Origin of the sequence: Phocaeicola sp. RTP21198st1_B8_RTP21198_201120 (assembly GCF_040929485.1) — a bacterium.
GTDB classification, from domain to species: Bacteria; Bacteroidota; Bacteroidia; order Bacteroidales; family Bacteroidaceae; genus Phocaeicola; species Phocaeicola dorei.
Window position 1 is genome coordinate 361 of record NZ_JBCOCI010000390.1, and the last position, 919, is coordinate 1,279.

Annotated in this window: 1 protein-coding gene and 1 pseudogene; one reads left to right on the forward strand and one right to left on the reverse strand. The window is 44.3% G+C overall.

What is annotated here, in order from left to right:
• Nucleotides 1-148, reverse strand: a 148-nt coding sequence (locus AB5935_RS26595) for a glycosyltransferase (RefSeq protein WP_410525556.1), incomplete at its 3' end; no start/stop codon positions are given.
• A gap of 314 nt (nt 149-462) precedes the next feature.
• Between AB5935_RS26595 and AB5935_RS26600 the strand changes: the two are divergent.
• Nucleotides 463-919: pseudogene (locus tag AB5935_RS26600) on the forward strand (transcription-repair coupling factor); the annotation flags it as partial.

Here is a 919-nt window from a genome sequence, read left to right on the forward strand (position 1 = left end):
CGATGGCTGCCGTTCCGTCCGGAGAGCCGTCTTCTATGACCAGAATATGGAATACTTGGGGAAGGCCGAAAACGGCACGGATGATATTTTCTATGTTCTCCCGTTCATTATAGGTGGGGATAATTACAATGCTATCCGATGTCTGCATATAGATACTATAAAATTTAGAAACAAAAGTAGTTCTTTTTCCTTTAGTTATAGCTGAACTAAGGAAAATTTAACGTGTTTCATACCCCATTCGGAATAAGACGGCATGTTGTCGGAACTAAGCCCGCACCTCGCTTGGGGTAAGCCCACGTCTTAGCAGTGCTCATCCCACGGCTCACGGACGTTTAGCCCACGGCTTAACAGTACTCGCCCCACATCTAAGTAATGTCCGGCAGATACCTTATTATAATACTTCTGTTCTTTGGGTGTATACTCCCAATCTTTTTTGTAATTTTGCGGGGAAATTTTATAGGTATGACAATAACTGAGTTGCAACAACAATATTCTGCCCATCCCAATATGGCAGTAATGAAGCGCTTGTTGAAGGACACTTCCGTTCAGACTGTTTTTTGCGGAGGACTGTGTGCATCCGCCGCTTCTCTTTTTTCTTCTGTACTGGTGCAAGAGGGTGGTTGCCCGTTTGTATTTATTTTAGGTGATCTTGAAGAAGCCGGATATTTCTATCACGACTTGACGCAGATATTGGGTACGGAAAGAGTATTGTTCTTTCCATCTTCATTCCGTCGCTCCATCAAGTATGGACAAAAAGATGCGGCCAATGAGATTTTGCGTACAGAAGTACTTAGCCGCTTGCAAAAGGGGGAAGAGGGATTATGTATCGTTACGTACCCGGATGCCTTGGCGGAGAAAGTGGTGTCGCGCAAGGAATTGAGTAATAAAACGCTGAAGCTGAATGTAGGAGAGAAAGTGG